The sequence below is a fragment of the Aliiroseovarius marinus genome, assembly GCF_050881025.1.
GTDB lineage: Bacteria > Pseudomonadota > Alphaproteobacteria > Rhodobacterales > Rhodobacteraceae > Aliiroseovarius > Aliiroseovarius marinus_A.
Genome location: NZ_JBNNXQ010000003.1, coordinates 595999 through 622717 on the forward strand (window position 1 = coordinate 595999; position 26719 = coordinate 622717).

Consider the following 26719-nt stretch of genomic DNA (forward strand, 5'->3'; position numbering starts at 1 on the left):
CCGAAATCGCCGTGAAATCCTGCTCCCCCGTCGATTTCCGTGCTTTTTATCTGGCAATCAACGGCCAACCGGGCTATGCGCGCCGGGACTTACCCAATTCCCCGTAAAAGGTGGCCCCTATGGACCTGCGCAATATTGCGATCATCGCACACGTTGACCACGGCAAGACGACCCTTGTTGACGAGCTTTTGAAACAATCCGGCGCGTTCCGGGAAAACCAGGCCGTGGCCGAACGCGCCATGGACAATGACGCGATCGAACGCGAGCGCGGCATCACAATTTTCGCCAAGCCCACCTCGGTGGAATGGAAAGACACGCGCATCAACATCGTCGACACCCCCGGCCACGCCGATTTCGGTGGCGAGGTTGAGCGTATCCTGTCGATGGTGGACGGTGTTGTGCTGCTGGTCGATGCCGCCGAAGGCCCGATGCCGCAGACCAAATTTGTGACCTCGAAAGCGCTGGCGCTGGGGCTGCGCCCGATTGTGGTCCTGAACAAGGTGGACAAGCCCGACGCGGAACCCGACCGCGCGCTGGACGAATGCTTTGACCTCTTTGCCAGCCTTGAGGCCACCGAAGACCAGCTTGATTTCCCGCATATGTATGCCTCGGGCCGTTCGGGCTGGGCCGATCACGAGCTGGACGGGCCGCGCAAAGACCTGCATGCGCTCTTCGACCTGATCGTGAACCACGTCCCGGCGCCCAAGCAGATTGCCCATCAGAATGAAGATTTCCGCATGCTGGCGACCACCCTGGGTTCGGACCCCTTCGTGGGACGCATCCTCACAGGGCGCGTTGAAAGCGGCACATTGCGCGTGGGCGCCACCGTGCAGGCGCTGAGCCGCGTGGGCCAGAAAATCGAACAGTTCCGCGTGACAAAAATCCGCGCCTTCCGCGGTCTGGAAGAGGCTGACATCGACGAGGCGCAGGCAGGCGACATCGTCTCCATCGCGGGCATGGCGAAAGCCACCGTGGCCGACACGATCTGTGCGCTGGCCGTCGAAGAACCGCTGGACGCCCAGCCCATCGACCCGCCCACCATCACCGTGACTTTCGGCATCAATGACAGCCCTCTGGCGGGGCGTGACGGCAAGAAAGTCCAGTCGCGCGTCATCCGTGATCGCCTGATGAAAGAGGCCGAAAGCAACGTCGCCATCAAGATCGCCGACACGCCGGGTGGCGAGGCTTTCGAGGTTTCGGGCCGTGGCGAATTGCAGATGGGCGTGTTGATCGAGAACATGCGCCGCGAAGGGTTCGAGCTGTCGATCTCGCGCCCGCAGGTGATCATGCGCGAAGAAAACGGCGTGAAAATGGAACCGGTCGAAGAAGCCACGATCGACGTGGATGACGAATATTCCGGCGCGGTGATCGAGAAACTGACCGGCGCGCGCAAAGGCGAGCTGGTCGAGATGCGCCCCGCTGGCGCAGGCAAGACCCGCATCATCGCCCATGTGCCTTCGCGCGGGCTCATCGGCTATCACGGCGAATTTCTGACCGACACGCGCGGCACTGGCGTGTTGAACCGCGTGTTCCACGGCTGGGCCCCGCATAAGGGCGCCATTCCGGGTCGTCGCGCCGGTGTTCTGATCTCGATGGAGAACGGCCAGTCCGTCGCCTTCGCCCTGTGGAACCTGGAAGATCGCGGCAAGATGTTCATCGGCGCGCAGGCCGACGTCTATCAAGGCATGATCATCGGCGAGCACTCGCGCGAAAACGATCTGGAAGTGAACCCGCTCAAGGGCAAGAAACTGACCAACGTACGCGCCTCGGGCACCGATGAAGCGGTGCGCCTGACCACGCCCGTCACCCTGTCGCTGGAAGAGGCCATCGCCTACATCAACGACGACGAGCTGGTCGAGGTGACGCCCGAAAACGTGCGTCTGCGCAAACGCTATCTGGACCCGCATGAACGCAAGCGGATGGCGAAAGCTGCACAGCAATAAAGGAAGGGGCCATAAGGCCCCTTTTTCTTTTGTTACAAAGACCTACAGACGCCTATTCATCTGTTTCAACGATCAGCAACTCGCGTTCGGACGCGCCCCGCGCGTGGCTTAATGCCTCTTGGTACTCAGGCGAGTGATAGCAGGACTCGGCGGCTTCAACGCTGTCAAACTTCGCCACCACATTGCGCGGGCGATCCTTGCCTTCCAATTGCACATAGCGGCCTGCACGCGCGATGAACCGCCCCCCATGTTTGGCAATCGCAGGCCCGGCCAGCTTCGCATATTTGCCATAAGCCTCTTCATCGGTGACGGTGACGTGAGCAATCCAAAGTGCGGGCATGAGGGGTCTCCTAAATGAAAAAGGCCGCGTATCGGGCAAACGATACGCGGCCTTTATGTGATTGGAAAGAGCGGTTTAGCCCGCGATGGCGGCCTCGGCCGCAGCAATCGCTTCAGCCGCTTTCGAGGCATCCGCACCGCCGCCCTGCGCGAGCTCGGGGCGGCCACCGCCACCCTTGCCGCCCAGTTCCGGCACCGCGGCCTTCACCAGATCGACGGCCGACAGCTTATCAGTCAGGTCTGCGGTCACGCCCGCGGCCACGGCCACCTTGCCCTCATTGTCCGAAATGATCAGAACAGCCCCGGACCCCAGCGCATCTTTCTGTTCATTCACAAGCGCTTGCAGGTCTTTCCCACCCACGCCCGAGATCGACATGGCCAGGAACTTCACACCATTGATGTCCTTGGCTTCCGCACCTGCGCCCGCCGCTTTGGCCAGCTCGCGTTTCAGCGCCGAAATCTCGTTTTGCAGCGCCTTGCGTTCGTCCATCAGGCCCTTCACACGGTCCACAACCTCGTCAGGCTTGGCTTTCAACATGCCCTGTAGCTCGGACCCACGTGCGGCTTCTGCCTCGATATGGGCCACGGCCGCCTTGCCGGTCAGCGCTTCGATCCGGCGGATGCCAGCTGCGGACGCGCCTTCCGACAGGATCACGCAGATGCCGATATCTCCGGTTTGCTTCACATGGGTGCCGCCGCAAAGTTCAATCGAATAGGTCTCGCCATTCGTGCCTTTTCCGGTCGCCGCGTGCCCCATCGAGACCACGCGCACCTCGTCGCCATATTTCTCGCCAAACAGCGCCTGCGCGCCCATGTCGCGCGCGTCATCCGGCGTCATGATCCGGGTTTCAACCGGCGTGTTTTGGCGGATATAGGTATTCACCTCGCGGGCAATATTGCCCAGCTCTTGCGGGGTCACGGCCTTGTTGTGGCTGAAATCAAACCGCAACCGGTCATCGGCATTCAGCGAGCCACGCTGAGCCACATGCTCGCCCAGCTCATTGCGCAGCGCCTCGTGCAACAGGTGCGTGGCCGAGTGGTTGGCACGGATGGCTGAGCGGCGCAGGTGATCCACGGCCAGTTCCGCGCCCTGCCCCTTCGTGATCTCGCCTTCGTCGACTTTCGCCACGTGGATGAAAACATCCGCCACTTTCTTGGTGTCGGTCACATGGGCCGAACCGCTTTCGGTGCGTATGAGGCCGGTGTCGCCCACCTGACCACCACTTTCCGCGTAAAACGGCGTCTGGTTCACCACGATTTGAACCTCGTCGCCCGCCTTTGCGCTGTCGACAGGTTTGCCATCCTGAACCAGTGCCAGAACCTGCCCTTCCGCATGTTCGGTGTCATAACCAAGGAATTCGGTCACACCGTGCTCTTCGGCCATGTCGAACCAGATGGTGGCATCCGCCGCCTCGCCCGAGCCGGACCAGGCCGCACGGGCGCGCGCCTTCTGCTCTTCCATCGCGGCATCAAAGCCCGGCTGATCCACACCATGACCCTTTTCACGCAGCGCATCCTGCGTCAGGTCCAGCGGGAAGCCGTAAGTGTCATAGAGTTTGAACGCGGTTTCACCCGGAAGATCAGCGCCTTCAGCCAAACCGGACACTTCATCATCCAACAGCTTCAACCCGCGATCCAGCGTCTTCTTGAAGCGTGTTTCTTCGTTCAGAAGGGTTTCCTCGATCATCATTTGACCGCGGCTGAGTTCCGGATAGGCCTGCCCCATCTGGGCCACCAGTTCCGGCACCAGACGGTGCATGACCGGGTCTTTTGCGCCCAAAAGATGCGCATGCCGCATGGCGCGGCGCATGATCCGACGCAGCACGTAGCCGCGACCCTCATTCGAAGGCATCACGCCATCGGCAATCAGGAAAGAGGTCGAACGCAGATGATCCGCGATCACCCGATGATGCACGTTCTTGTCGCCATAGGGATCAACGCCGGTCGCATGGGCCGAGGCCTCGATCAGCGATTTGAACAGGTCCGTGTCATAATTGTCATGGCTGCCCTGCAAGAGCGCGCCAATGCGTTCCAGCCCCATGCCGGTGTCAATCGACTGCATGTCGAGATCAATCATCGAGCCGTCTTCAAACTGCTCGTTTTGCATGAAGACGATGTTCCAGATCTCGATGAAACGGTCGCCATCTTCTTCGGGACTACCCGGAGGGCCACCCCAGATATGCTCGCCGTGGTCATAGAAAATCTCGGTGCAGGGGCCACAGGGACCGGTCGGCCCCATCTGCCAGAAATTGTCCGAGGTCGCGATGCGGATAATCCGGTCTTCCGGCACGCCAAGGCTTTTCCAGATGTCAAATGCCTCGTCATCCGTGTGATAGACGGTGACGTAAAGCTTTTCTTTCGGAATGCCGAACTCCTTGGTGATCAGGTTCCAGGCAAAGGGGATGGCATCTTTCTTGAAGTAATCCCCAAAACTGAAATTCCCCAGCATTTCAAAGAACGTGTGGTGACGTGCCGTGTAGCCCACATTGTCCAGGTCATTGTGTTTGCCGCCCGCGCGCACACATTTCTGCGCCGTCGTTGCGCGCACATAGTCGCGTTTTTCCACCCCGGTGAACAGATTTTTAAACTGCACCATGCCCGAGTTAACGAACATCAGCGTCGGGTCATTGCGCGGCACCAGCGGAGAGCTGTCCACGATCGTGTGCCCTTCGCTTTCGAAATAATTCAGGAACGTTGAACGGATATCGTTGAGGCTGGCCATCTTGTCTCGTCTCTTATGCGCTGTCGATCTCGTTTACCTCCGCGCGCGCGCGCTGTCCACAGCGCGAAGCCTATCAGGCGAACACAATGAAAAAAGGACCGGCCGGGGCCAGTCCTTTGATCAAATTCTTGCGGCGCGTTGTTGTGGTTAAGCCTCCAACAACCCGTCATCCTCGTCGCCTCGTTCGCCCGGCGGCATTTCGAAATCAAGCCCGTGCGCGGCGCGGATCTTGTCTTCGATATCCAACGCGGTCGAGCGGTTCTCGCGCAGGTAATTCTTCGCGTTTTCACGCCCCTGCCCGATGCGCTCATCGCCATAGCTGAACCAGGCACCGGATTTTTCGACCACACCGGCTTTCACGCCGAGGTCCAAAAGCTCACCCATTTTCGAGATGCCTTCGCCATACATGATGTCGAACTCCACCTGCTTGAACGGCGGCGCCACTTTGTTTTTCACGACCTTCACACGGGTGGCATTGCCAACCACTTCGTCGCGGTCTTTGATCGCGCCGATGCGGCGAATGTCCAGGCGAACCGAGCTGTAGAATTTCAGAGCGTTGCCCCCGGTGGTGGTTTCCGGGCTGCCGAACATCACGCCAATTTTCATGCGGATCTGGTTGATAAAGATCACCATGCAGTTCGAGCGTGCAATCGACCCGGTGAGTTTGCGCATTGCCTGGCTCATGAGGCGAGCCTGAACACCGACATTGCTGTCGCCCATGTCACCTTCCAGTTCCGAGCGCGGGGTAAGCGCAGCCACCGAGTCCACGACGACCATATTCACAGCACCTGAGCGCACCAATGTGTCGACAATTTCCAGCGCTTGTTCCCCAGTGTCGGGCTGCGAGATCAGCAACTCATCCAGATCAACACCCAGTTTCTTGGCATATTGCGGGTCCAGCGCATGTTCAGCATCCACAAAGGCGCAGACGCCGCCTTTTTTCTGTTCTTCAGCGACGCAATGCAGGGTCAATGTCGTTTTGCCGGAGCTTTCCGGCCCGTAGATTTCAATGATGCGCCCTTTCGGCAACCCACCAATACCCAAAGCGATATCCAACCCAAGCGACCCGGTTGAGGTCGCCTCGATCTCGGCTACGGGATTGTCCGCGCCAAGTTTCATGATTGACCCTTTGCCGAACTGGCGTTCGATCTGAGCCAATGCACTGTCGAGTGCTTTTTGCTTGTCGCTATCTTTTTTCATATCGAAAATATCCGCTGTTGCCATGTCTTGCCCTCTTTATTTCATACCCGCTCGCAGGCGGCAATCATGCTAATGTTCACCTGTTGTTCACCATCACCTTATGCGCACAAAAAGAGAACATTTCAAGTCAAGTTTTATGGATTAACTCTAGAGGCAGAATGCTTACCAAAGAATTAACAAGGCCAGAAACCCACCAAAAACCCTTGTTTTGCTAGTGGAATTGTCTTTGGACCGTCTGTGTAAGATCGGTCAGGGAAAAGGGTTTCGGCAGGAAGACGGAATTGGGAATTCGCGCCTGATGTTCTGAAACCGAATCCTCTGCGTAACCCGATACGAACACAACTTTGACACCTGGTCGGTCTTGCAGCGCCTGTGCGACCCAAGTTGGCCCGTCCATGCCCGGCATGATCACATCGGTCACGAAGACATCAACCTTCAACGACGTATCTTCCAACGTTCGCAAAGCTTCTTCGGCGTTCTCTGCCTCCAGCACCGTATAGCCACGCATTCTTAAGGCGCGTGACGCGAATGCACGTACTGGAGCTTCATCTTCGACCAGCAAAACGATGCCCCCGCCTGAATTGATGTCCGAATGGGTCGGGATTGGCAGCGGGCCATCGTCGGGTGCGCTCGCTGCGGCCTCCGCTGGCGACGACGGCTCCTTTTGCATCGGTAAATTGGTATCGGTCCCAGTTCGGCCATCACGCGACATTTCTTCGTCTGAACTGTCTGTGCACTGATCTTCATCCGACTGCTTCAGTTCAGCCTGAACCGCACCCAGAACATCACCGTCGCCGTCTATTGATCCGCGCCCCGTTTCTATCTCAGACCCATCGCTTTGGGTGTCATCCGGTGCTTCGGCAGACTTAGCCGCCAATGCATCTTCGGTTTCAACGGAATTGGTCAGACGATCGCCACCATCCTGTCCATCAGTTGAAGCCAGGGCCTCATCGGAGTTGAGAAGAGGTTCAGGATCGGTTTCCACAGGGGCTGACAACTGGGGCTGCGTCATTTCAGGCGCCATGTCCGTCACGAAGTCGTCATCGCGCGAGACGGGGAAATAGAGAGAGAATGTTGTCCCGGAGCCCGGAATGGAATCCACAAATATGTACCCCCCCATCTGCTTCACAATACCATAGGCCATCGACAGGCCCAGCCCGGTTCCTTTTCCGGCCTTCTTGGTTGTGAAGAACGGCTCGAAAATCTTGCCGATCTTATCAGATGGAATACCGGTCCCCTGGTCCACAACACGGATGGTCACATAGTCCCCCGCAGGCACGGTGGCCCGGTCCCGTATCAAGGGCGAAGACAGGATCACATTGCGCGTTTCAACACGTATCTCGCCGCCATCTGGCATCGCATCACGTGCATTGACCACGAGATTCATCAGCACCTGATCCAATTGGCGGCGATCAGCACGCACAGGCAACAGCGCATCGTCATGATCAAGTTCCAACAGGATCTTTTCACCGACAAGCCGGTTGAGAAGATGTGTCAGGTCAGAGAGGCTTTCGGTCAGGTCGAGCTTTTCAGGGCGCAAAGTCTGTTTGCGTGAAAACGCCAGCAACTGGCGCACAAGTGCGGCTGCCCGATTGGCATTCTGATGGATCTGCGACAGGTCTGAAAACTCGGGATCATTTTCATCGCGTCCGATCAATAGCAGATCGCAATGGCCAGATATCGCTGTGAGAAGGTTATTGAAATCATGTGCGACACCGCCGGCAAGCTGTCCAATCGCCTCCATCTTCTGGCTTTGCACAAACTGCAATTCGAGGTTCTTCAGCTCGGTCGCATCCTGCATGACAGCGACCAGAGCGGTCTCTCCATCTTCGACAACGCGACCCAAGGAAATCTGTAAGAACAGGTCATCTTCTGGCTTGGTGGCGCGTACCACTTCGGTGCGGCCAATATGACGACCGGCATGGGCTTCGCGAAGCCATTCAGACACGGGCCGCCCCAGCCCTTCCACCAGATCCGCCAAACGGTCGCCGATCAATTGCTCATCCTGCAAAAGATCGCGCGCACGGCGGTTGGCCATGGAAATCTTTCCCGTTTTATCAAGCTTTATCAAGGGGATGGGAAGACCGTCCACCACAGACCATTCATCACTGGTCATGACCGGGCCTTCCGGTGCTGGCAGCAGATAAAGCTCGCGGCGCCCAGCACTGATATCTATTTCACAGACCAGGCTGGGAACCTGCCCATCCTTGCCGGACACCTGCATCACCTGTCCGTTGCGCACCGGCAAATCCGTAAACACGCGGTCAAGCGTGGTTTCTCGCCCGCCCAGAAATCGCCGTGCGGCTTCGTTCATAAACAGGATGGTTCCTGTGCGCGACACGGTCATCATCGGCAGGCTGATATTCTCACCCGTGCGCCCGGCTGGACCGCGATCCCCAAGCTCTTCCAGGCGCCAAAGATACATGTCTTCGCCCGCCTGATGCACAGACAGGCGCACATGACCACGGCGCAAAACAAGGTCTTCGCGCGCCGACCCCCGCGCCTGCGCCTTGCCCTGAAGCCGGTGCAAAACCGCCGCCGGAGAGGCAAACATATCCCCCAGAGCGGATGTCAAAGTGGCGTTCACCTGATCCCCAAATCGCTCGGTCGCGGCGTGGTTTTGATACATCACGCATCCGTCTGCATCCGTTGAAAAGCTGGCCGCGGCGTCATTGGCAACAAAGCCCGCTATGGACTTCAACTGACGATCAGACTGCGCCCCATGCCACAAAGCCAACCCGCGCACCAAAAGCGATGTGATCAGCAAGCTTAGCCCCGTCACCAGAAGCGCAAGTCCAGGCACCGGATAGGGGACAAACCAGGCAGCCGACAACAGCCCCACCGCGAAGGCAAACAAGATCCCTGCACGAGGCGACATACCAAGAGCGACCTGGATCAACGGATTGGGTGATGTTGCGGATTGCGACACGTTCGGCGCGGACCCCCTTTGATAGAATCGGCTCCCTCTTTTCGCAGCCAGAGGGTTAAGTACCGATTAACTCGGGGTAGATTAACAACCTTTGATTGTTATTGCAAAGACCTACTTTCGCTTAAGCCGAGCCACATAGAAGCCATCCGCCCCGTCCAATGGGGTAAACTGGCGATCAGACAGCACCTGCCAGGCCGGGTTTGCCGATTGAAACTGGCTGACCTGATCCTGATTTTCGGCACGCAGAAACGAACAGGTGGCATAGGCAATCTCACCTGTATCCGCACAGAAATTCGGAAGCTGAGAAAGTATTTCCTGCTGTATTTCCAAGACCTTGTCCAGTTTCTGCGCAGATAGAAGCCATTTTCCATGTGGGGCCCGACGCCAAGACCCGCTGCCCGAACAGGGCGCATCCGCCAGCACCAGATCAAACGCCCCGGCCCGCTTCAACGCCTGCCCGTCAACGCACTGAATGCGCACCCCTGCCCGCTCTGCCCGCGCAGGCAGGTCTTTCATCCGCCCCGGCGCGATATCATGGGCGACCACATCTGCCCCGCGCGCGGCCATGGCCAGCGCCTTGCCGCCACCCCCCGCACAGAAATCCAGAACACGCATGCCCGGCGTGATGTCCAAAAGCTCGATCACCGCCTGAGACGCGGCATCCTGCAGCTCGATCAAGCCATCTTGATACTCAATCGTTCCATTGATTTTACGAGGGTTTTCCGTGACTTCCAGCGCCATGGGCGACAGCTGCACCGGGCGCGTAAGAATGCCCTGCGACGCCAGCGCCTGCTGCATCTCATCGCGACTGGTGCGCGCTGCATTTACCCGCAGAAACACCGGCGCGCGGTGGCGCAGGCGCTCACATATCTCATCTGCCTGCGCCCCGAGGCTGTCGTCAATCTGCGCGATCAACCAATCGGGTATGTCGAGCGCCTCGGCCCGCGTTAAACCGCGCACATCTGCCCGCTCTTCTGTGCTGAGCGGCAGAGGAGCGTGGCCTTCGCCGGTGAACAGGCTGTCAGGCTCAATGTCATAGCCGCGCAGAAGACCAATCATCGTGGCCCGCCCATCCGCGCCACCACCAAGCGCCCGAGACGAGCGCAGGCGTCTGAGGGCGTCAAACACATGGTCCCGGATCGCCGCCCGGTCCTTGGAACCCGCAAAGCGGTGCGCGCGCGCCCAGCCGGTCAGCGCCTGCTCGGCGGGCGTGCCGGACAGGTAGTCATCCAGCACCTCGATGGCAGCGGCGACGCGCGCGGCGGGGGTCAACGCCCCCGGCCTTTCACATTAATGTCGCCGCATAGAACCATGATTTATTTAGCCAATACGGTAGTTCGGGCTTTCACGCGTGATCTGAACATCATGCACGTGGCTTTCTTTCAGACCCGCGCCCGTGATCTTCACGAAGCGACAGTTCTTGCGCATCTCTTCCACGGTGGCACAACCCGTGTAGCCCATGGCCGCGCGCAAGCCGCCCACCAATTGATGAATGACCGTGCCGGCGGGACCTTTATAGGGCACCTGCCCTTCGATCCCTTCGGGCACCAGCTTGTCGCTGGCTGCGTCTTTCTGGAAATAGCGATCTGCCGAGCCGCGCGCCATGGCACCCAGGCTGCCCATGCCGCGATAGGCTTTGAACGAGCGGCCCTGATAGAGGATCACCTCGCCCGGGCTTTCGTCCGTGCCTGCGATCATCGAGCCGACCATGGCGCAGCTGGCACCTGCCGCAATCGCCTTGGCGAAATCGCCCGAGAACTTGATGCCGCCATCGGCAATCACCGGCGTATCGCCGGCCGCTTTGGCGCAATCGGAAATGGCGGTCAGCTGGGGCACGCCGACACCGGCAACCATCCGCGTGGTGCAGATCGAACCGGGACCAATGCCCACCTTGACCGCATCGGCGCCTGCATCGATCAGCGCCCGGGTCGCCTCGCCGGTGGCCACGTTGCCTGCGATGACCTGAACACCGCTACCCAACGCCTTCACGCGTTTCACCGCATCAATCACACCCTCGGAATGGCCGTGTGCCGTGTCGATAATCACAATATCCACACCGGCATCAATCAAGGCCTCAGAGCGTGCAAAGCCGCTGTCGCCCACGGAACTTGCCGCAGCCACGCGCAGACGGCCCAGATCGTCTTTGCAGGCGGTCGGGTTCAACTTGGCTTGTTCGGTGTCTTTCAGGGTCAGAAGACCTGTCAGCTTGCCCGCCCCATCCGTGACCAGCAGCTTTTCGATCCGGCGCGCTTTCATCAGGCTTTTCGCCTCTTCCAGCTCTGCCGGTTCCTGCAGCATCGCCAAATTGTCCGAGGTCATCATCACGCTGACCGGCGTGTCATCCGAGGTCGCAAAACGCATGTCCCGGTTGGTCACGATGCCCACCACATGGCCCTTGTCGTCCACCACCGGGAAGCCGGTCACGCGGTAGCGTTCCTGCAGCGCCTTGGCGTCCGCCAGCGTCTGATCCGCCGTCAGGGTGATCGGGTTGTAGACGATGCCGCTTTCAAAGCGTTTCACCCGGCGCACCTGACGCGCCTGCTCTTCCACATCAAGGTTCTTGTGAATGACCCCCATGCCGCCTGCCTGCGCCATGGCAATCGCCATGCGCGCCTCGGTCACCGTGTCCATTGCAGAGCTCATCAACGGGATGTTCAGGGCAATGGAACGCGTCACGCGCGTGGTTGTATCCGCCGTGGACGGAAGCACATTGCTTGCGGCCGGCACCAGAAGGACGTCGTCAAAAGTGAGCGCCTCGCGAATCTCCATGGGCTGTCTCCTCGGGAGTGTTCGTTTGACACGTCCCTATCTCATGGGTTGGAGGTTTTGGAAAGGGGCCTTCGGCAAGTTTCTGCGTTTTGGCGGGTTTTAACAGGTGCCCGCCGGTTTCCGCGTTTGACAAATCCCGCCCTGCGCGCCGACATTTGGGTCAGCCACAGTCACAAAAGGATCCCCCGATGAGCGATCAGAACCGAGGCGCGGCCTTCCGCGCGCTGCATCAAAAAGGCAACCCATTTATCCTTGCCAACGCATGGGATATTGGCAGCGCCAAGATGCTGGCCGCTTTGGGGGCGCAGGCGATTGCAACCTCCTCTGCGGCGCATGCCTTCACGCTGGGCCGCCCGGATATGGGGCATGTGACCCGCGACGAGGCGCTGGCCCATGCGCAGGACCTTGTGGCCGCCGTTTCCGTGCCGGTTTCGGGTGATTTCGAAAACGGTTTCGGGGACGATCCCGACAGCTGTGCCGAAACCGTTCGGCTGGCCTATGAGGCCGGGTTGGCTGGCATCTCGATCGAGGACACACAGCTGCCCGCGGCCACGCCTTACGCGCGCGAATTTGCCATCGAACGTATCCGCGCCGCCGCATCCGCCGCCCGCGCCTTGCCCGGTGATTTTGTTCTTGTGGCACGTGCTGATGGGATCATGAACGGCCAATATGATCTGGCCGAGGCGCGCGCGCGCCTGACAGGCTACGAGGCCGCCGGGGCGGATTGCCTTTACGCCCCCCTGCCCGGCACGCTGGACGATCAGGCCGCGATTTGCGCCGCCACCGATCTGCCGGTGAATGCGCTGGCTGCAGGCCCCTTCACGGCCCATTCCCGCGCCGATTTTGCCAGGGCCGGGGTCGCGCGTATTTCGCTGGGCTCAGCGCTGGCCCGCGCCACGCATAAGGTGATTTTCGACGCTGCCGAAGAGATGTTTGGCGCTGGTGGATTTACCCATCTGGGCAAGGGCATTTCGGGCGACAAGGTGGACGCGCTGCTTTCCATGAAAAACTGACCCATCCGCAAAGCGCACCCGCGCGCGGCGCCAGCCGCGCCCCCGGTGTCCGAGTGGTAGCGAGGCCAGCGGATCGGGCTATAGCCGCGTCACATCTGCATTGTAAATCCAGTCAAACCGGTGAAACACCGAGGCCGGAGACAACCGCCCAGCCAGACGCAACACCCCGTGCCCGACCGCCCGCGTCAGCGGGTTGGCATAGTGGTAGTTGCGCGCGTTTTTATTCGCAGCCTGCACGATCCGTTCGACCCGAGGCCGGCGCAGGGCCTGATAAATCGCGGGACCCGTGCTCAGACCATCCGCGTCCAGACAGGCTGCCAGCACCCAGGCATCCTCGAGCGCCATCACCGCACCCTGCGCCATGAAGGGCAGCGTCGGATGGGCGGCATCGCCCACAAGCGCACAGGCACCGCGGTGCCATTCCAGCGCCACCGGATGACGATGCAACCCCCATAGGTTCACCGTCTCGACCCGCTCAAGCACCGCGCGGGCATCATCGCAAAACTCACCAAAAGCCGCCAGCAAATTGGCCGGGTCGTCAGTCTGATGATAATCCTCGCCCGCCCAAGTCTCTCGCTCTTCCACGGCGACAATATTCACCAGCTGCCCATCGCGCAGAGGATAGGTGACCATGTGACGGCCCGGCCCCATGAAGACGCAGGCCTCGGCCTCTTCGCGCCCGGTGGCCGGCACCAGCGCCCGCCACGCCACCTGCCCGGTGAAAAATGGCTTTCGGGGACCGTTCAGCGCCGGGCGCATGACCGAGTTCAACCCGTCTGCGCCAATCACAAACCCCATCTCTTGCGGCTCTTGCCCGGCAAGTGTCACCCGCGTCGAAATCGGATCGGGATCAACCGCCTCCACCCGCGCACCACAGGTGACCTCGACCCCGGCGGCAATGGCCGCCTGCATCAGGAGGTCCAGAAGATCTGCGCGGTGAAACATCAAAAACACGGCCTCTGGGGCAATCGTCCAGAAGTCGAGATCGATCACCTCGTGACCGGACACCCCGTCGCGCAACCAGATCCCCCGCCCGCGCGTGGCGCGTTTGCGGGCCTCGTCGCCCAGACCCAAAGCATCCAGCACCCGAACACCGTTGGGACTGATCTGCAGGCCCGCACCAACTTCCGAGATTTCCGGGGCCTGTTCCAGAACCGTGACCTGCCCGCCGCGTTGCGCCAAAGCAAGGGCTGCCGCAAAGCCGCCAATGCCGCCGCCCAGAATAGTGAAGCGCTGCCCGTCAATCATATCTGTCTTCCCCCGCACCCATGGCAGTTTCGCCTGCCCTATCGGGTCATGTTGCCCCGAGAGAGCACAATAGCTCAAGCCCAAGCTTTGGCCCACGCGCAGCTGTATTGCCGCTGAAACGACAAAAGGCGCCGCTGGGCGACGCCTTTTGCCTATATGTCAAAATCAACGCTTCCAATGTGACACACCGCCTTGCGGCGATCCGCCCCAATCAGATGCAGGCAAGCAGGTCACCCCGGCATGCCCTTCACGCGTCAATCGTCGCGATGCACTTTTTCGCGCCGCTCGTGACGCTCTTGTGCCTCAAGGCTCAACGTGGCGATGGGGCGTGCATCCAGACGACGCAGCGAAATCGGCTCGCCCGTATCTTCGCAATAGCCGTATTCGCCCTCGTCAATCCGCCGCAGAGCCTGATCAATCTTGCCAACCAGCTTGCGCGACCGGTCACGGGTGCGCAGTTCCAGTGCGCGATCCGTCTCTTCCGAGGCCCGATCCGCGATGTCCGGAATGTTACGTGTGTTGTCCTGAAGCCCCTCGATCGTATGACGGCTTTCATCCAGAAGCTCGGCCTTCCAGGCCAGAAGCTTGCGACGGAAATACTCCGTCTGGCGCTCGTTCATGAACGGCTCGTCTTCAGCGGGCCGATAATCGTCGGGCAGGAAAGTCTCGGCTTTCATACCAACTCCCTCTTATACCGGGCCTGAATAACTGAGCATCCCTTCGCGCAGCCGCGCCCCGGTTTCTTATGGCGCCCATTTACACCCGCTCTACACGAATGTCACGCCCCAAAGCGGCTCAGCCCCCTCGCAAATCCGTTCACGCCCACAACCACATGTTAACGCAAGCAATTTTGCAAAACTCCGCAGATTGAATTCGCGCGTGACGTAGGGTCACACCCCCCGCATGCCCGCATAGGACCCGATCCATCCCTTGCAAAAAACGCCTCACGCGATTACCCCGCCAGACAAATGACGTATCGAAATGGACTTTGCCATGACCAATCGCTTTGACGGCACCTCGACCTATGTGGCCACAGATGACCTGAAAGTGGCGGTAAATGCGGCTGTCACGCTGCAGCGCCCGCTTCTGGTAAAGGGCGAACCCGGCACCGGCAAAACCGAGCTTGCGCTTCAAGTGGCCAGCGCCTTGGGCGCGCGCATGATCGAATGGAACATCAAATCGACCACCAAGGCGCAACAGGGACTGTATGAATATGACGCGGTCAGCCGCCTGCGCGACAGCCAGCTGGGCGACGCGCGTGTGCATGATGTGAAGAACTACATCAAACGCGGCAAGCTTTGGGAGGCTTTCGAGGCCGATGAGCGCGTGGTTCTGTTGATCGACGAGATCGACAAGGCCGATATCGAGTTCCCCAACGACCTGTTGCAGGAACTCGATAAGATGGAGTTCCACGTCTATGAGACCGGCGAGACGATCCGCGCGAAGAACCGCCCGATCATCATCATCACCTCCAACAATGAAAAAGAGCTGCCCGACGCGTTTTTGCGCCGCTGCTTTTTCCACTACATCCGCTTCCCGGATGCCGAAACGATGGCCAAGATCGTCGAGGTGCATCACCCCGGCATCAAGCCGCGTCTGCTGACCGAGGCGCTGACCCAGTTCTACGAGATCCGCGAACAACCGGGTCTGAAGAAGAAACCCTCGACATCCGAGGTGCTGGACTGGCTGAAGCTGCTCTTGGCCGAGGATATCGACCCGGCCGAGCTGAAACGCGACGGGGCCAGCGCCCTGCCCACCCTGCATGGGGCGCTTTTGAAGAACGAACAGGATGTGCATCTGTTTGAACGTCTGGCCTTCATGGCGCGCGGCGGGCGCTAAGCGCCTCGGGTCGCATCAGACCCTTTGCAGAATGATCAGGCTGCGCCCCTTTTGTGCTTGCCGCCAGGCAGATGGGGCCGCCTGAAAAACCTGCAACAGCCCAGCCATATTGGACGGCTCATCCGCGATGATGGCCCACCCCTGTTCGCTGACATGATTTAAGAGCCGCGCGAGAACCTCGTGGCGGGGGGCCTCTTGCAGCATGTGTAAGGTGCGGTCGATCAACAAAACATCAAAACAGGTTTCAGGTTGATAGCTGCACAGGTCAGCGACCTCACCGCTGAGCGCAAGCCCCTCACCTTCCGCAGCGGCCAGCAGGTCAGCGATCCCGTGGGGCGAGATATCAACCCCATGCACCAGGTGACCACGCCGGGCCAGGGCAATGGCATCACGCCCCTGACCACAGCCCACATCCAATATCGACAAGCATTGGCCCTCGAACGGATCAAAGAACGCGGCGATCTTGTCATTTGGCGCCCCAAGCGCTTGGGGCGTGCTTTTGTATAGGGCGTCATAGTCAAAACTCATGATGGCATCCTAGAATACGGCCCGCCAGACAACCAGCACCCTTGTCCCCTGCACTGGACCTCTTTGGGGGCCCTAAGGCGTGTTTACACTTTGATGCAGCTGCAAAGGGGAATCCCACGCACCGATTCCCCGCAGTTTACCGATTCGCCACAATCCTGCCCCATTTGCCATTTTGTTGCCCAATTTCCTTGTGGCACCTGAAGTTATCCACACAAAATGTTGATTTCGCATTGGTTCTTTTTAAGGAACAATCGGTTTCCGCCACATTTGAGCCGCTCTTTTTCTTTTTTTGACGCGGAAAGTTAACTACAGTTGATGCATGCCTGGGGGGGCATGAAAACGGTGTGTTTGTATTGTTATGGGAGACAATGCTTGCATTTCCGTTCGGACGCTGACGCCAAAAGCTGGCGGCGCGTTGCATGGCACCCTTGGGGAAGGGTTCCAGCACACGCCAACAGCCGGGGTCGGACCAGGGGGACCTGAAACCCTCCCTGCCCGCTCTCCTTCAGCCTCTCCGGACGATTGCCGTGCAACCGGTGGGTTTTGACCCAACGGGATGGGACAGATGTATTTTGCATCACGCCCTTGCATGGTGACCTGCCCCTTGGCTGTCGTGGCTTTGGGAACAGGCGAAATGTTCGCAGCCATATAGACCATCCGTAAACCCTCCTCTGCCGGGGGGTGCGCGGCGCCCGCGCCATCTGGACAGGCAATCCTGTCCGGGGACGGGTATGGTTTGGCCTTCCAACCGATATTTCAACCACACCGCACCGAGCAACTCTGGCCTGTGCAGGGGATGGGACCTCTGTACGCCGGCACGATAGGAGCTGACGATGCGGACTTATATCAAGGGGGCGTTTGGTGCCCTCGCTGGTCTGGCCCTTGCGGGCTGTATGTCCCCGACGCCACCAAGCGGTGGCTCAGGTGGCGTAGAGCGCAATCTGGGCGGAGGAGAAGTGACGGCACGCACTATTGCCCTGCCATCCGCCCTGCCCCCGATGAAGGCCTTTTCCGGCACGCATATTTCCAGACCCACGCGGTCTAATAGTTTGATTGCAGGAGATTTTATTGACCTTGCCTTCCGACTTGAAAGCGGCAGGCAACTGCCCGTTCTGTCCCGGTTCGAAGGGCCAGTGACGCTGCGGGTGGCGGGTGGCGCGCCCGCCTATATGGCCTCTGACCTCAACCGCCTGATGTCGCGACTGCGCATCGAAGCGGGCATCAACATCCGTCAGGTGCCATCAAACCAGACCGCCTCGATCAACCTGCAGATCGTGCCCAAGCGCGAATTGCAGCGACAAGTGCCGCATGCGGCCTGTTTCGTGGCGCCAAATGTCTCAAGCTGGGGCGAATATAAAGCTGCCCGTGGCACTGGGCAGATGGATTGGACCCAGATCCGCCAGCGCACACGTATGTCCATCTTCCTGCCGGGCGGCGTCAGCCCGCAGGAATTGCGCGACTGTCTGCACGAAGAGGTGGCCCAGGCACTTGGCCCCGTCAACGACCTCTACCGGCTGCATGACAGCGTTTTCAACGACGACAATTTCCACACGGTCCTGACCGGGTTCGATATGCTCATCCTGCGCGCCTATTATGCGCCCGAGCTGAAATCCGGCATGTCTCGTGGCGAAGTTGCCGCCCGCCTGCCGGCACTGCTCGCCCGGCTTAATCCGGCGGGCGGCGGGGGCGCACCGCGTATGACGCCCCCCTCGCCCACCGCGTGGAAACAGGCCATCGTCACGGCGCTTGGCCATGGCAATGCCATGACCCGCCGCCAGTCGGCTGCAAAACGCGCGGTTGCGATCGCCAAGCAACAAGGCTGGAACGACACGCGCATGGCGTTCAGCCTCTTTGCCATGGGCCGCCTGACCCTGACACGCGACAGCAAAAACGCCTTTGCCGCCTTCCGCGAGGCCGAGCGGATTTATCGTGCCCGCCCGGAAACCGCGCTGCAGGCCGCCCATATGGGTGTGCAGCTGGCCGCCTATTCCCTGTCGGCAGGTCGGGCCGAGGAAGCCGTCGCCATCGTGAATACCCATCTGGGACCGGTGAAACGGGCCGAAAACGCCGCCCTGCTGGCCACGCTTTTGATGATCAAAGCCGAAGCGCTGGATCACGCGGGCCGTGGGACAGAAGCGCAGCTTGTCAGGCTCGACAGTCTGGGCTGGGCGCGGTATGGCTTCGGCTCGAACGCTCAGGTTGGTGCACGGCTGAAAGAGATCGCCGCCATTTCCCCGGGCTAAACGACTGCTCGCGCGGGACCGATCCCTGCCAGGATCGGTCCCGGCCGCCAAACGGGAAATGACGCATGATCGTGATCGTGGCTTTGGTTCTGGGGGCTCTTTGGGGCGCCCTTCGTGCAAAGAAACGCGGTGGAAACCGTCTGGACATGGCGCAATATGGCGCCGTTTACGCCATTGGCTGTGCGTTGGTGGCATTGTTTCTTGCCATCATCACCGAACGCCAGCTTGATCCGGCTTATGAAGGTCTGACGCCTGCGCAGACCAGCGAACAACCCGCTGATCAGACAACAGAATAAGGGCGCATTTGATGTTTCTGCCCTTCTTCGAACAGCTCCGCGCCAACCGCGTGCCCGTGTCGATGCGCGAATTTCTGGCCTTTCTTGAGGCGATGAAAGCCGGGCTGGTCACCTATGACATCGAGGGGTTTTATTACCTCGCGCGCACCGCGATGGTGAAGGACGAACGCAACCTCGACAAGTTCGACCGTGCCTTTGCCGCCAGCTTCGAAGGGCTCGAGGCGATTTCAGCCGACGAGATGCTGGAAGCTGTCGATATTCCGCAGGAATGGCTGGAAAAGATGGCCGAGAAATTCCTGACCGAGGAAGAAAAGGCCGAAATTGAAGCGGCGGGTGGCTTTGACAAGCTGATGGAGACGCTAAAGGAACGCCTGAAGGAACAGGAAGGCCGCCATCAGGGGGGCAATAAGTGGATTGGCACCGCCGGCACCTCGCCCTTTGGTGCCTATGGCTACAATCCCGAAGGCGTGCGCATCGGGCAGGATCGCTCGCGCCATCAGCGCGCGGTCAAGGTCTGGGACAAGCGCGAATTTCGCAATCTGGATGATTCCGTCGAACTGGGCACCCGCAACATCAAAGTGGCATTGAAACGCCTGCGCAACTGGGCGCGCGACGGGGCGCATGACGAGCTGGATCTGGACGGCACGATCCGCGCCACCGCCGAACATGGCTATCTTGACGTGAAGACCCGCCCCGAGCGCCGAAACGCGGTCAAGGTCTTGTTATTCCTCGACGTTGGCGGGTCCATGGACCCCTATATCAAGCTGGTGGAAGAGCTGTTTTCCGCTGCGCGTGCCGAATTCAAGCATCTGGAATATTACTATTTCCACAACTGCCTTTACGAAGGGGTCTGGCGCGACAACGCGCGGCGCTGGAATGATCAGACCCCCACCTGGGACGTGCTCAGGACCTATGGATCCGACTATAAATGCATCTTCGTGGGCGATGCCTCGATGTCACCCTACGAGATTGCCTATCGCGGCGGCGCCAACGAGCATTGGAACGATGAAACCGGCCAGACATGGCTGCAGCGCGCGCGTGAGCAATGGCCAGATCACCTGTGGCTGAACCCCCTGCCTGAAACCCATTGGCGCTATACGCAATCGGTGCAGATGATCAGCGAGATTTTCGAAGGCCGCATGGTGCCGATGACGCTGGAAGGCATCGAGCGCGGCATGAAAGAGCTGGGGCGCTAACCCGTCGCCTCAGTGCTGCGACATGCTGCGGCGCACCGCCTCTTCACGCTTCAGATAGGGATCATGCACAAATGTGCCGAAGGGCACGAGGCTGGCAAGGATTGCCCAATTCACCCGTGAGGCAGACAGGCCAGCGCGTGATGCTGCAACGAACAGCCCCCCGATATAGGCGATGAAAAGCCACCCATGTGCCATCCCGACGATGGGCACAAATTCGGGCATATTCCCCCAGTATTTCAAAGGCATGGCGACAAACAGCAACAGAATATAGCTCCACCCTTCGACGCTGGCGAGCTTACGAAACAGCCAAATGGCACGGGCTGGGGACATGAATAGGTCTTTCGCTTCTCAGAATTTTTCAACAGCTAAAGCACTTCCAGTGAGTGTTGGATCACAGCAATAGCTGGAGACGCTCTAGCCTGTGCCTTTTGCTTCGTACAGTCTGACCAAATGCCACAGGGGACGCCACACCGGGCCAGTGTCTGACCACGATGCGACCAAGCCCCCTTTCCCGGTCGGGATTTATCCCCATATAAGGAGGCATGACAAAGCTTCTGCCGATCCTCCTGCCCCTGATCTATGGCTTTATTCTGTACAGGTTTTCAGTCTGGCGCACACACCGAGAGCTGGATGCGCAATCAACGCGGCTCGCAGATCCCAAGCTGAAGGCGATCACAGATCAGATGGCTGCGGCGCTCGATATCGCGGAAATCCCCGTGCATATTTATGAGATCCAGCCGGTGAACGGATTGGCCGCACCGGACGGGCGGATTTTCATCACGCGCGGGTTTTACGAGGAATATCGCCAAGGGAGGGTCAGCGCCGAAGAATTGGCCAGCGTGATTGCCCATGAGCTTGGCCATGTGGCGCTGGGACATGCCCGCAAGCGGATGATTGATTTTTCCGGTCAAAACGCGTTGCGCACCGTGCTGACCATGATGATCTCGCGGTTTTTGCCCGGCGCGGGCGCCTATGTCGCGCGGTTTCTGACCCGGCTGGTGGCGGCGGGGCTAAGCCGGAGTGACGAATATGAGGCGGACGCCTATGCCACTGCGCTGATGATCAAGTCAGGCTTCGGGGCTGGGGCGCAGAAAAGCCTGTTTGGGAAGCTGGATGCGCTGACGCAGGGTCGCGGCGGCGTGATGCCCGCCTGGTTGATGAGCCACCCCAAGACCGCTGACCGGATTGCCGCGATAGAGAAGAACGAGGTGAAATGGCAGGGATAAGCCGCCCGTGATTTCAGGCGGGTTGGCGTATGCCTTGGTGGTATGGCTTCCTTTCTTGAATAGGGGTAAAGGGGCGCTGCCCCTCGCGCTGCGCGCTCACCCCGAGGTATTTTTGACAAGAAAATAGGATCAACCGCGCGCTTCGAGCGCCTTTCCCAGCCGCGGGAGGCGCGCTTTTTTCATCAGGCGGCGGATGGTCCAGTCTTCGCCCGACAGCGCGATGGCTTGAGCGAGAACGCGGGTTGCAACCCCGGTGATCTCTGCTGGATACCGGTCGAGCAGATCTTTCAGAAAAAGGTCCGGGCTTTCGCGGCGCAGCCCCTCGTCAGCTAAAGTGTGTCGCGGGAAGTCCTTGTTATTCATGGTCAAAAGCACATCCGCCCCGCCGGACGTGGCGGCTGCCAAAACGTGGATGTCGTTTTCATCAGGCAGCCAAAGGCGGCGCAACTCGCCGTCACGCGGTGTCACGCTGGCCGCAGGCCAGCGCCCCCCCAAAAGCGCAATCTCACCACGTGAAATTGCCTCCGACTCGGGGCCAAGCCGGGCCGCAGCGCGCGCCCATTCTTCTAAAATGCGCGGAGACCAGAGCGGTGTGAACAGCCCCGCGTCCGCCGCCCCCAACACCATTTCGCGCATCACCGTTGGATAAAGCACGCAGGCGTCGATCAGTACTTTCACGGCAGCATCCGAAAGAAGAGCGATTTCAAATAGCTCGATTCTGCAAGCTGCGGATGGGTCGGGTGATCCGCGCCCGCAAAGCCTGTATGGATCAGCTGGCTTTGGCGCCCGGCCCGGCCAATGCCGCGAATGGACGCCGCGCGGAACTTCTCGATTGTCGCAGCGTGTGAACAGGAACACAGCCCCAGATAGCCCCCCGGCGCCACAAGCGGCGCGGCCAGACGGGCGACACGCTCATAGGCGCGAAGCCCCGCCTCGAGCGCTTTTTTATTGGGGGCAAAAGCGGGGGGATCGCAGATCACCACGTCAAACTGCGCGCCCTCTTCGGCCAATGCAGAAAGCGTATCAAAGGCGTCGCCCTTGCGCGTGTCAAAACGGGCCTCCGCCCCCATCGCCTGCGCCCCGCCCTGCGCCAGTTCCAGCGCGGGGGCCGACCCATCCACCGCCAGCGCCGTGGCTGCCCCGCCTGCCAGAGCGGCCAGCGAAAAGCCCCCAACATGGGAAAACACATCCAGCACCCGCGCGTCTTTCGACAGGCCTGCCGCAAACGCATGGTTGGGGCGCTGGTCATAAAACAAGCCGGTTTTCTGCCCGCCCGTCAGGTCCGCCAGATATGTCGCGCCATTCATCGGCACTTCGACCGGGGCGTCGGGCGCTGTGCCCAGAAGCACGGCGTTTTCCTGATCCAACCCCTCAAGCAAGCGCGACCGGCCGCCCGCGTTTTTCAAGATGGTGGTGACGCCGGTCACCCGCGCCAAAGCGCTGGCCAGCTCATCCAGCAGCGCCTCGGCCCAGGCGGCATTGGGTTGAATGACGGCGGTGTCGCCAAAACGATCGATGATTACGCCGGGCAGCCCGTCGGCCTCGGCGTGGATCAGGCGATAGAACGGTTGGTCAAAAAGCCGCTCCCGGTGTGCCAGCGCGGCACTCAGACGTGCCTCAAGCCATGCGCCGTTGATCTCGGCCTCTGGATCGCGGTCCAGAAGCCGCGCGATGATCCGAGACCCCGGTGTGACGGCAACCGTGCCTATTGGCTCGCGCCCTGCATCCTCAAGCCGCGCAATGCTGCCCGGCGCGATCTTCTTGGTGCGCCGATCCGTCACGGCCTCGTTGTCATAGACCCAAGGCGACCCATGGCGCAGCGCACGCGCATTGGCCTTCGGCTTCAGGCGGATCACAGGGCGAGCTTCGGGGCGAGCATCGGGCGTCACGTCGGCATCGGTCATGAAAAGAGGGCTTTCCGGGTCATTATCTGTCCCCGTGTCCCTAGCGCGTTGCCGCGCACATGGAAACCGCAAACAGCCTCTCAGCTGGCGCTGTTTGCCGCCATCAAGGTCTGAAAGCGCCGTTTCCAGCCACAACATGCCGCAAGCAGGCATTGCACTGGCCCGCCGCATCCGTAAATTGATCAAAAATCTCTATGGGAAGACGCGCGCATGTCACAAGATCCTTTGGTCATCTTCACGCCTTCGGGCAAACGAGGGCATTTTCCCATCGGCACCCCGATCCTGACCGCTGCGCGTCAGTTGGGGGTGGATCTGGACAGCGTCTGTGGCGGGCGCGGCATCTGTTCGAAATGTCAGGTGACCCCCAGCTTTGGCGAATTTCCCAAGCATGGCGTGACCGTGGCAGACACCGCCCTGTCCGACTGGAACAAGGTCGAACAGCGTTATGACGACATTCGCGGGCTGCCCAAGGGGCGCCGGCTGGGCTGTCAGGCCACCGTACAGGGCGACGTGGTCATCGACGTGCCGCCCGAAAGCCAGGTGCATAAACAAGTGGTGCGCAAACGGGCCGAGGCGCGCGACATCACACTCGATCCCATCGTGAAGCTTTATTATGTCACGGTCGAAGAACCGGACATGCACGAGCCATCCGGCGATCTTGAACGCTTGGTGCGCGCATTGGAAAAACAATGGGAAATCAAAGACGTAAAGGCCGACCTTCACATTCTGCAGGTGATGCAGCCGATCCTGCGCAAAGGCAATTGGTCGGTCACCGTGGCCGTGCATCTGGGAGACGAGGAAAACCCGCCGCGCATCATGCATCTGTGGCCGGGCTATCACGAAGGATCGGTCTACGGCATGGCGGTGGACCTTGGCTCGACCACCATCGCGGCTCATCTATGCGACCTGGCCACGGGCGAGGTTGTGGCCTCGTCTGGCCTGATGAACCCGCAGATCCGCTTTGGCGAAGACCTGATGAGCCGGGTCAGCTATTCGATGATGAACGCAACCGGCGCGCAGGAAATGACAGATGCCGTGCGCGAAGGCATGAATGCGCTTTTCACCCAGATCGCGTCCGAGGCCGAGATCGACAAGACGCTGATCATGGATGTGGTGATCGTTTGCAACCCGGTCATGCACCACCTGTTCCTTGGCATTGATCCCTTTGAGCTGGGCCAGGCGCCCTTCGCATTGACCACCTCGGACGCGCTGCGCCTGCGCGCGGGGGATGTTGACCTGTCGATCCACCAATCAGGCCGGGTTTACATGCTGCCCTGCATCGCGGGCCATGTGGGGGCGGATGCGGCCGCCGTGGCCCTGTCCGAAGCACCAGACAAATCCGACGACCTTGTGCTTGTGGTCGATGTGGGCACCAACGCGGAAATCCTGCTGGGCGACCGCTCGGGCGTAATGGCCTGTTCCTCGCCCACCGGCCCCGCCTTTGAAGGCGCGCAAATCTCAGCTGGCCAACGCGCGGCCCCGGGGGCCATCGAACGGGTCGAGATTGATCCCGTCACCAAGGAACCGCGCTTCCGCGTCATCGGCTCTGACCTGTGGTCCGACGAGGACGGCTTCGCCGCCGCCACTGCCGTCACCGGGGTGACCGGCATCTGCGGCTCGGGCATCATCGAGGTGATCGCCGAAATGCGTATGGCGGGGCTGGTGGATGCAGGCGGGCTCATCGGCTCGGCCGAACAAACAGGCACGGATCGCTGTATTGCCGACGGGCGCACCAATGCCTATCGCTTGTGGGACGGCGACGAGGACCAGAAACCAATCATCGTGACCAATGGCGACATCCGCGCGATCCAGATGGCAAAGGCCGCGCTTTATTCCGGTGCGCGCCTGTTGATGGACAAACGCGGCGTGGACAAGGTTGACCGCGTGGTGTTGGCGGGCGCCTTTGGCGCGCATATCTCTGCCAAACACGCGATGGTTCTGGGCATGATCCCGGATTGCGAATTGGACAAGGTGACCTCGGCCGGGAATGCGGCGGGCACAGGGGCGCGCATCGCGCTTTTGAACCGCGCGGCCCGGGCCGAGATCGAGGAAACCGTGCGCCAGATCACCAAGATCGAAACCGCGGTCGAAGCGCGCTTTCAAGAGCATTTCGTGAACGCCTCGGCGATGCCAAATTCATCAGACCCATTTGATATCCTGCGGGGAGTCGTCGAGCTTCCCGAACCCAGCTTCAACAGCGGCGGCGGCGATGGCGAAGACGGTGGCGGGCGGCGCAGACGGCGGCGGCGCGGATAAAGCTAAACGGGTTAATGATTTGTTTTAAAAGCAATATTTGACCCACCTCAAGGCGAGATACGCGCATATATGTCAACCTGTCAGTGTCAACCAGAGGAGGAATGACAATGGCAGATGAAGAGAAAATCCCGCAAGTTGGGCCGGTGGATGTGACCAAGAAGACCTCGGAGATCCTTCCCGAAGGCGAAGCGGGTGATGACGGTGACGAACGTGGCACCTGCTGGTTCAACGGCGCGCAGTATTCGCCAGGCGCACGAGTGTGTTCTGGTGGGGTATTGTTGAACTGCTACAGCAGCGGCAGCTGGGGTCGGGTCGGTCGCTGCTGATCCTATAAAAATGGCGTCACGGGGCTTTCGGTTCCTTGACGCCCGCGACCATGTGGCTTACCTCAGCTTCAACGCGGGTGTAGCTCAATGGTAGAGCAGCAGCTTCCCAAGCTGACGACGAGGGTTCGATTCCCTTCACCCGCTCCATTCCCAGCCCGTTCAGACCACGGAACCAAGCTGCGGCCCCTTTCCTGCAACAAGCTGGCAGCCAGTTTCATGAGCAATCCCTTTGACCTGATCCCTCTTGTTACACCGTTAAACAGCGCGCAGTTGCGCAGTGTCGGCGTGCCCCAAGGCTGGCAATACGGCATTGCCGACCGGGTGCGGTTTCACGAGCTGGATGCGTTAAATCATGTAAACAACGTGGCCTATCTGCGTTGGTTTGAAAGCCTGCGCATCCCCTATTTCAGCGATCACAAACTGACCTCTTACAACGGCGAAGACGACCCGCAGGTGGTGCTGGCCACCAACAGCGCGCGTTATTTCAAACCCATGTTCCTGAACGAAAACTACGTCGTGACCGGGCGCACAACCAGCTTCAGGAACAGCTCGTTCGTGATGGAATATGGCTGTTTCGTCGGTGGAGAGCTGCGCTGTTTGGGCGAAAGCGTGATTGTGACGCTGGAACAAGATGGCGTGACCAAGCGCCCGCTGTCAGATGAGGTGATCGAAGCCTTGCGGGCCGACGGTGCAACCAAAGCGGGATAGCGCTCGCGCAGGCACCGACCTGCCCCGCCCCCAC

The 26719-nt window shown here is 60.1% G+C and carries 22 protein-coding genes and 1 tRNA gene; 11 read left to right on the forward strand and 12 right to left on the reverse strand.

Features of this window, described 5'->3' with window-relative positions:
- Positions 1 to 119 precede the first annotated feature (119 nt).
- Entirely contained in the window at positions 120 to 1943 is a 1824-nt protein-coding gene (gene typA / locus ACRY08_RS12155) for a translational GTPase TypA (RefSeq protein ID WP_432450189.1), read from the forward strand.
- 52 nt (positions 1944 to 1995) lie between these two features.
- On the opposite strand, the gene ACRY08_RS12160 is transcribed toward typA, so the two are convergent.
- The 6 genes from ACRY08_RS12160 to guaB form a co-directional block, all read right to left on the reverse strand.
- On the reverse strand, positions 1996 to 2283 hold the full coding sequence (locus ACRY08_RS12160; protein WP_432450190.1) for a DUF1330 domain-containing protein: 288 nt from the start codon (positions 2281 to 2283) through the stop codon (positions 1996 to 1998).
- Positions 2284 to 2358: 75 nt separating this feature from the next.
- Positions 2359 to 5004 carry an alanine--tRNA ligase gene (gene alaS, locus ACRY08_RS12165; protein ID WP_432450191.1) on the reverse strand — a complete coding sequence of 882 codons (2646 nt, stop codon included), beginning with the start codon at positions 5002 to 5004 and terminating at the stop codon, positions 2359 to 2361.
- A 147-nt stretch (positions 5005 to 5151) separates the two neighbouring features.
- Positions 5152 to 6228, reverse strand: coding sequence for a recombinase RecA (gene recA / locus ACRY08_RS12170; RefSeq protein ID WP_432450192.1), 1077 nt, complete (start codon positions 6226 to 6228; stop codon positions 5152 to 5154).
- A 187-nt stretch (positions 6229 to 6415) separates the two neighbouring features.
- On the reverse strand, positions 6416 to 9082 hold the full coding sequence (locus tag ACRY08_RS12175; RefSeq protein WP_432450193.1) for a hybrid sensor histidine kinase/response regulator: 2667 nt from the start codon (positions 9080 to 9082) through the stop codon (positions 6416 to 6418).
- A gap of 162 nt (positions 9083 to 9244) precedes the next feature.
- Entirely contained in the window at positions 9245 to 10405 is a 1161-nt protein-coding gene (locus tag ACRY08_RS12180) for an RsmB/NOP family class I SAM-dependent RNA methyltransferase (RefSeq protein ID WP_432450194.1), read from the reverse strand.
- A 48-nt stretch (positions 10406 to 10453) separates the two neighbouring features.
- Positions 10454 to 11902: an IMP dehydrogenase gene (guaB, locus tag ACRY08_RS12185; RefSeq protein WP_432450195.1), complete on the reverse strand. Its 1449-nt coding sequence runs from the start codon at positions 11900 to 11902 to the stop codon at positions 10454 to 10456.
- Between the two features lie 188 nt (positions 11903 to 12090).
- Between guaB and ACRY08_RS12190 the strand changes: the two genes are divergently transcribed.
- Entirely contained in the window at positions 12091 to 12915 is an 825-nt protein-coding gene (locus ACRY08_RS12190; protein WP_432450196.1) for an isocitrate lyase/PEP mutase family protein, read from the forward strand.
- Positions 12916 to 12993: 78 nt separating this feature from the next.
- Here ACRY08_RS12190 and ACRY08_RS12195 read toward each other — a convergent pair whose 3' ends face one another.
- The gene (locus tag ACRY08_RS12195) at positions 12994 to 14163 is read right to left on the reverse strand and encodes an FAD-dependent monooxygenase (protein WP_432450197.1); all 1170 of its coding nucleotides are present in this window, start codon (positions 14161 to 14163) and stop codon (positions 12994 to 12996) included.
- Between the two features lie 254 nt (positions 14164 to 14417).
- Complete coding sequence (gene dksA, locus ACRY08_RS12200) at positions 14418 to 14840, reverse strand: RNA polymerase-binding protein DksA (RefSeq protein ID WP_432450198.1); 423 nt, start codon at positions 14838 to 14840, stop codon at positions 14418 to 14420.
- Positions 14841 to 15156: 316 nt separating this feature from the next.
- Between dksA and ACRY08_RS12205 the strand changes: the two genes are divergently transcribed.
- Complete coding sequence (locus ACRY08_RS12205) at positions 15157 to 16002, forward strand: AAA family ATPase (RefSeq protein WP_432450199.1); 846 nt, start codon at positions 15157 to 15159, stop codon at positions 16000 to 16002.
- Between the two features lie 15 nt (positions 16003 to 16017).
- On the opposite strand, the gene ACRY08_RS12210 is transcribed toward ACRY08_RS12205, so the two are convergent.
- Entirely contained in the window at positions 16018 to 16530 is a 513-nt protein-coding gene (locus ACRY08_RS12210) for a class I SAM-dependent methyltransferase (protein WP_432450200.1), read from the reverse strand.
- An 833-nt stretch (positions 16531 to 17363) separates the two neighbouring features.
- Here ACRY08_RS12210 and ACRY08_RS12215 point away from each other — a divergent pair.
- The 3 genes from ACRY08_RS12215 to ACRY08_RS12225 all read left to right on the forward strand — a co-directional run bounded on the left by ACRY08_RS12215 (position 17364) and on the right by ACRY08_RS12225 (position 20265).
- Complete coding sequence (locus ACRY08_RS12215) at positions 17364 to 18773, forward strand: DUF2927 domain-containing protein (RefSeq protein ID WP_432450201.1); 1410 nt, start codon at positions 17364 to 17366, stop codon at positions 18771 to 18773.
- Between the two features lie 65 nt (positions 18774 to 18838).
- Positions 18839 to 19069: a hypothetical protein gene (locus ACRY08_RS12220; protein WP_432450202.1), complete on the forward strand. Its 231-nt coding sequence runs from the start codon at positions 18839 to 18841 to the stop codon at positions 19067 to 19069.
- A gap of 11 nt (positions 19070 to 19080) precedes the next feature.
- Positions 19081 to 20265 (forward strand): vWA domain-containing protein, encoded by a 1185-nt coding sequence (locus ACRY08_RS12225; protein WP_432450203.1) that lies wholly within the window; start codon positions 19081 to 19083, stop codon positions 20263 to 20265.
- Positions 20266 to 20274: 9 nt separating this feature from the next.
- On the opposite strand, the gene ACRY08_RS12230 is transcribed toward ACRY08_RS12225, so the two are convergent.
- Positions 20275 to 20595 (reverse strand): DUF3817 domain-containing protein, encoded by a 321-nt coding sequence (locus ACRY08_RS12230; protein ID WP_432450204.1) that lies wholly within the window; start codon positions 20593 to 20595, stop codon positions 20275 to 20277.
- A gap of 212 nt (positions 20596 to 20807) precedes the next feature.
- Between ACRY08_RS12230 and ACRY08_RS12235 the strand changes: the two genes are divergently transcribed.
- Positions 20808 to 21491 (forward strand): M48 family metallopeptidase, encoded by a 684-nt coding sequence (locus ACRY08_RS12235; RefSeq protein ID WP_432450205.1) that lies wholly within the window; start codon positions 20808 to 20810, stop codon positions 21489 to 21491.
- Between the two features lie 129 nt (positions 21492 to 21620).
- Here ACRY08_RS12235 and ACRY08_RS12240 read toward each other — a convergent pair whose 3' ends face one another.
- Positions 21621 to 22169 carry an RSP_2648 family PIN domain-containing protein gene (locus tag ACRY08_RS12240; protein WP_432450206.1) on the reverse strand — a complete coding sequence of 183 codons (549 nt, stop codon included), beginning with the start codon at positions 22167 to 22169 and terminating at the stop codon, positions 21621 to 21623.
- Positions 22166 to 23395, reverse strand: coding sequence for an RSP_2647 family RNA methyltransferase (locus ACRY08_RS12245; RefSeq protein WP_432450207.1), 1230 nt, complete (start codon positions 23393 to 23395; stop codon positions 22166 to 22168). Before ACRY08_RS12245 ends, ACRY08_RS12240 begins: the two co-directional genes overlap by 4 nt.
- Before the next feature lie 210 nt (positions 23396 to 23605).
- On the opposite strand from ACRY08_RS12245, the gene ACRY08_RS12250 reads away from it, so the two are divergent.
- The 4 genes from ACRY08_RS12250 to ACRY08_RS12265 all read left to right on the forward strand — a co-directional run bounded on the left by ACRY08_RS12250 (position 23606) and on the right by ACRY08_RS12265 (position 26685).
- Positions 23606 to 25651 carry an ASKHA domain-containing protein gene (locus ACRY08_RS12250; protein ID WP_432450208.1) on the forward strand — a complete coding sequence of 682 codons (2046 nt, stop codon included), beginning with the start codon at positions 23606 to 23608 and terminating at the stop codon, positions 25649 to 25651.
- 107 nt (positions 25652 to 25758) lie between these two features.
- Positions 25759 to 25977, forward strand: coding sequence for a DUF1496 domain-containing protein (locus ACRY08_RS12255; protein ID WP_432450209.1), 219 nt, complete (start codon positions 25759 to 25761; stop codon positions 25975 to 25977).
- Between the two features lie 73 nt (positions 25978 to 26050).
- A tRNA-Gly gene (locus ACRY08_RS12260) sits at positions 26051 to 26124 on the forward strand.
- 69 nt (positions 26125 to 26193) lie between these two features.
- Complete coding sequence (locus ACRY08_RS12265; RefSeq protein WP_432450210.1) at positions 26194 to 26685, forward strand: acyl-CoA thioesterase; 492 nt, start codon at positions 26194 to 26196, stop codon at positions 26683 to 26685.
- Positions 26686 to 26719 lie beyond the last annotated feature (34 nt).

Excerpts from the sequence above, each read along its gene's own strand:
- typA (WP_432450189.1), top strand. The coding sequence starts at position 120 with ATGGACCTGCGCAATATTGCGATCATCGCACACGTTGACCACGGCAAG.
- ACRY08_RS12160 (WP_432450190.1), bottom strand. The coding sequence starts at position 2,283 with ATGCCCGCACTTTGGATTGCTCACGTCACCGTCACCGATGAAGAGGCT.
- alaS (WP_432450191.1), bottom strand. The coding sequence starts at position 5,004 with ATGGCCAGCCTCAACGATATCCGTTCAACGTTCCTGAATTATTTCGAA.
- recA (WP_432450192.1), bottom strand. The coding sequence starts at position 6,228 with ATGGCAACAGCGGATATTTTCGATATGAAAAAAGATAGCGACAAGCAA.
- ACRY08_RS12175 (WP_432450193.1), bottom strand. The coding sequence starts at position 9,082 with ATGTCGCCTCGTGCAGGGATCTTGTTTGCCTTCGCGGTGGGGCTGTTG.
- guaB (WP_432450195.1), bottom strand. The coding sequence starts at position 11,902 with ATGGAGATTCGCGAGGCGCTCACTTTTGACGACGTCCTTCTGGTGCCG.
- ACRY08_RS12190 (WP_432450196.1), top strand. The coding sequence starts at position 12,091 with ATGAGCGATCAGAACCGAGGCGCGGCCTTCCGCGCGCTGCATCAAAAA.
- ACRY08_RS12195 (WP_432450197.1), bottom strand. The coding sequence starts at position 14,163 with ATGATTGACGGGCAGCGCTTCACTATTCTGGGCGGCGGCATTGGCGGC.
- dksA (WP_432450198.1), bottom strand. The coding sequence starts at position 14,840 with ATGAAAGCCGAGACTTTCCTGCCCGACGATTATCGGCCCGCTGAAGAC.
- ACRY08_RS12205 (WP_432450199.1), top strand. The coding sequence starts at position 15,157 with ATGACCAATCGCTTTGACGGCACCTCGACCTATGTGGCCACAGATGAC.
- ACRY08_RS12210 (WP_432450200.1), bottom strand. The coding sequence starts at position 16,530 with ATGAGTTTTGACTATGACGCCCTATACAAAAGCACGCCCCAAGCGCTT.
- ACRY08_RS12215 (WP_432450201.1), top strand. The coding sequence starts at position 17,364 with ATGCGGACTTATATCAAGGGGGCGTTTGGTGCCCTCGCTGGTCTGGCC.
- ACRY08_RS12220 (WP_432450202.1), top strand. The coding sequence starts at position 18,839 with ATGATCGTGATCGTGGCTTTGGTTCTGGGGGCTCTTTGGGGCGCCCTT.
- ACRY08_RS12225 (WP_432450203.1), top strand. The coding sequence starts at position 19,081 with ATGTTTCTGCCCTTCTTCGAACAGCTCCGCGCCAACCGCGTGCCCGTG.
- ACRY08_RS12230 (WP_432450204.1), bottom strand. The coding sequence starts at position 20,595 with ATGTCCCCAGCCCGTGCCATTTGGCTGTTTCGTAAGCTCGCCAGCGTC.
- ACRY08_RS12235 (WP_432450205.1), top strand. The coding sequence starts at position 20,808 with ATGACAAAGCTTCTGCCGATCCTCCTGCCCCTGATCTATGGCTTTATT.
- ACRY08_RS12245 (WP_432450207.1), bottom strand. The coding sequence starts at position 23,395 with ATGACCGATGCCGACGTGACGCCCGATGCTCGCCCCGAAGCTCGCCCT.
- ACRY08_RS12250 (WP_432450208.1), top strand. The coding sequence starts at position 23,606 with ATGTCACAAGATCCTTTGGTCATCTTCACGCCTTCGGGCAAACGAGGG.
- ACRY08_RS12255 (WP_432450209.1), top strand. The coding sequence starts at position 25,759 with ATGGCAGATGAAGAGAAAATCCCGCAAGTTGGGCCGGTGGATGTGACC.
- ACRY08_RS12265 (WP_432450210.1), top strand. The coding sequence starts at position 26,194 with ATGAGCAATCCCTTTGACCTGATCCCTCTTGTTACACCGTTAAACAGC.